Source organism: Romboutsia maritimum, from assembly GCF_002251085.2.
Lineage (GTDB): Bacteria > Bacillota > Clostridia > Peptostreptococcales > Peptostreptococcaceae > Romboutsia_B > Romboutsia_B maritimum.
In genome coordinates, this window is sequence record NZ_NOJZ02000062.1 from 1 (window position 1) to 3,743 (window position 3,743).

A 3,743-nucleotide genomic window follows, 5' to 3' on the forward strand; every position below is an offset into this window, starting at 1 on the left:
AATCGGATACGTTGAAAAAGGAAGTAAATCTATGAAATTTATAAAGTATTTATAAAAAATTATAGAGTTTATACGTCAGAGGGTATGATTCATGAAAATGATGGAGCTATATTTTTAAAAAATTTAACAGCTGGAAAAAATCTAGAATTCAGTGAGATAAAAGAAGGGAAGATAGACTTCATAGCATCAATAGATGGTTTATTAAAAATAGATGTAAATACTTTATTTGAATTAAATTGTATAGATGATATTATGATGGCAACACTTCATAATAATTTTGAAGTTAAAAAAGGTCTAAAAGTTGCTGGAACGAGAGTTATACCATTATTAGTAGAAGAATCAAAATTAAACGAAGCAAAAAAAATTGTGGGTGATAAAAAAATTGTAGAGATTGTACCGTTTAAACCTAAAAAAGTTGGTATAGTTACAACGGGAAATGAGATATATCATAAAAGAATAGTAGATAAATTTGGACCAGTAATAGAAGAAAAAGTATCTAAATACGGATGTGAAGTAATAGGACAAGTTATTTGTCCTGATGATAAAGATGTTATTAAAGATTCAATTTTAAGTTTTATTAATCAAGGAGCAGAGCTTATATGTTGCACAGGTGGAATGAGTGTAGATCCAGATGATGTTACACCAACAGCTATAAAAGAAACTAATGCAAAATTGGTTACATATGGGTCACCAATTTTACCAGGGGCAATGTTTTTATTAGCATATTACAATAATGTACCCATAATGGGAATACCAGGATGTGCAATGTATCATAAAACAACAGTATTTGATGTTATATTATCTAGAATTTTAATTGATGAGAAAATTACTAAAAAAGATATAGCTGCATATGGTCATGGAGGACTTTGTATGAATTGTGAAATATGTACATATCCTGCATGTAATTTCACTAAAATATAGCAATTTTAACACATTAGATTAGTTGACTAAAAAAGATATTTGTTATATTATAGAGGGGATTGCTATAAATTATTAATATGGACAAGAAAGGAATATACATTAATGTTACAAGTTACGAATATAGGTCTTAGATTTGGTGATAAAGAGTTATTTAAAGATGTAAATTTAAAGTTCACTAAAGGTAATTGTTACGGAATAATAGGTGCTAATGGTGCAGGAAAATCAACTTTCCTAAAGATATTAGCTGGAGATATAGAACCAAATACAGGAAGTGTTTCTATAACTGATAAAGAAAGAATGTCAGTACTTAGACAGGACCACTTTAAATACGAAGAAAATACAGTTTTAGATGTTGTTATAATGGGACATGAAAGACTGTACTCAATAATGAAAGAAAAAGATGAATTATATATGAAGGCTGATTTTAGTGAAGAAGATGGTATAAAAGCAGCTGAATTAGAAGGTGAGTTTGCTGAACTTGACGGATGGGATGCAGAAACTAACGCAGAGAAAGTTTTAATGGGTCTTGGTATATCTAAAGATGTACATTATAAGCAAATGAAAGAATTAACTGGTGGAGAAAAGGTAAAAGTGTTACTTGCACAAGCATTATTTGGTAAGCCTGAAATACTAGTACTTGATGAGCCTACTAACCATTTAGATTTCCAATCTATAAACTGGTTAAACAATTTCATAATGGATTTAGAAGATTCTATAGTAATAGTTGTATCACATGATAGACACTTTTTAAATCAAATATGTACAAACATTGTTGATGTTGACTTTGGAAAAATACAAATGTACGTAGGTAACTACGATTTCTGGTATGAATCAAGTCAATTAGCATTACAATTATCTAAGGATCAAAATAAGAAAACTGAAGAAAAGATAGCTCAACTAAAAGAGTTCATCGCAAGATTTAGTTCAAATGCTTCTAAAGCAAAGCAAGCAACTTCAAGAAAGAAACAATTAGACAAATTAGAAGTTGAAGATATACAACCATCAAGAAGAAGATATCCATACGTTGGATTTACTCCTGAAAGAGAAATAGGAAATGAAGTTTTAGAAGTTGAAGGATTAACTAAAACTATAGATGGAGTTAAAGTTCTTGATAATGTAACTTTCAGATTAGATAGAGAAGATAAAGTTGCATTTATGGGAGATGAATTAGCTACAACAGCTTTATTTAATATATTAATGGGAGAAGATACTGCTGATAGTGGTACTTTCAAATGGGGAGTAACTACATCTCAAGACTATCTTCCAAAAAATCATAATAAGTACTTTGATGGGGTTACTTATTCATTAGTAGATTGGTTAAGACAATACTCTGAAGAAAAGAGTGAAAGTTTCATAAGAGGTTTCTTAGGTAGAATGTTATTCTCAGGAGAAGAAGCTCTTAAAGAAGCTCATGTTCTTTCTGGAGGAGAGAAGGTTAGATGTATGTTATCTAAACTTATGCTTTCAAATTCTAACGTATTAGTACTTGATGACCCTACTAACCACTTAGACCTTGAAAGTATAACTTCTGTAAATAAAGGACTTGAGAAGTTCTCAGGAGTATTATTATTCAACTCTCATGACCAAGAGATGATACAAACTCTTGCTAATAGAATAATAGAGATAACTCCAGGTGGAATAATGGATAGAAAAACTACTTTAGATGAATATCTTGAAAATAAAGACGTACAAAAGCAATTAAAAGAAATGTACGGAGATTCTAAAAAGTAATAAATAAAAATTATTTAAAAGCACTTAATTTGTGTTAAATAGGATTTAAACTTATATGTTAAGTTTAAAAAATCCTATTTAGCACAGGAGGTGCTTTTTTTTAATGAATTAATAAGCGATATTAATATGATATAATTAAATAATATTAATATATACGGAAGGAAAATCTATAATGTGCTTAAAATTAAATGAAAAACATTTAGAAATAGCAAAAATATTAGTTGAAAAAATAAAGAATGAACAAACTATAAGTTATAGTGAATTAAGTGAGAAGGTAGGAATAATACTAGGAAAGAACAGTGAATTGTATCATTATATAGGGGATTTATCATATTATAGCTTTGATAATGAGATGCCTTTAATATCAGCAATAGTGGTAAGAAAAGAAGAAAATATGTCAGGTGAAGGATTTTATGGTGTATATGAAGATAAAAGGGATATAAAGGTAAATAAGAATAAACATATAGAAGTATTTATTGAAGAACTTAATCGTGTAATGAAATATGATAATTGGGATAAGCTGATAGAATTATTATAAGAAGAAATATTACCAAGACCAAAGTTAATTAGGGTAAAAAAAAAACCTTTTAGACTACTACATAAAGTTGAAGAAGAAGTTGGGTTTATAGAATTTGATGAATTTCAAGATATAGAAAATATAGAAATTGAAGAAGGGGAATACATACAAAGAATTATAAATTCTAAGAAAAGAAATTCTAATGCTAGAAAACGTAAATTAGAACAGCTTAGTAAAGAGAATAATGGAAAAGTATTTTGTGAAGTTTGTAAAGAAAATGATATTGTAGTTTTAGATGTTCATCATAATGAAATTTCAGTATGTGATATGGAAGAAGGTCATAAAACTAAGTTATCTGATTTAAGAGTTATATGTTCTAATTGTCATAGAAAAATACATGGTTATAAAATAACAGTTGAAGAATTGATTAGACAATATAGGGATGCTCATAAATAAATTGAATAACGCAATAAGAAATAAACTAATAAAAAATCTGAATTTTAGTAAGTAAGAGTATGCTAAAATGGATCCTATATAGTGGACACGAGAAAAAACGTGTCTATCTATATAGGGT

The 3,743-nt window shown here is 28.2% G+C and carries 4 protein-coding genes; all 4 read left to right on the plus strand.

Translation table 11 applies throughout. The features are described from left to right. Positions 1–84 precede the first annotated feature (84 nt). The 4 genes from CHF27_RS13485 (at position 85) to CHF27_RS14615 (ending at position 3,625) form a co-directional block, all read left to right on the plus strand. Positions 85–921, plus strand: coding sequence for a molybdopterin-binding protein (locus CHF27_RS13485; protein ID WP_243445024.1), 837 nt, complete (start codon positions 85–87; stop codon positions 919–921). Positions 922–1,023: 102 nt separating this feature from the next. After that, a complete protein-coding gene (locus CHF27_RS13490; RefSeq protein WP_095406070.1) occupies positions 1,024–2,652 on the plus strand; it encodes an ABC-F family ATP-binding cassette domain-containing protein in 1,629 nt (542 codons plus the stop codon). 172 nt (positions 2,653–2,824) lie between these two features. Beyond that, complete coding sequence (locus CHF27_RS13495; RefSeq protein WP_095406069.1) at positions 2,825–3,190, plus strand: hypothetical protein; 366 nt, start codon at positions 2,825–2,827, stop codon at positions 3,188–3,190. Between the two features lie 306 nt (positions 3,191–3,496). Beyond that, complete coding sequence (locus CHF27_RS14615; RefSeq protein ID WP_274541576.1) at positions 3,497–3,625, plus strand: hypothetical protein; 129 nt, start codon at positions 3,497–3,499, stop codon at positions 3,623–3,625. Positions 3,626–3,743 lie beyond the last annotated feature (118 nt).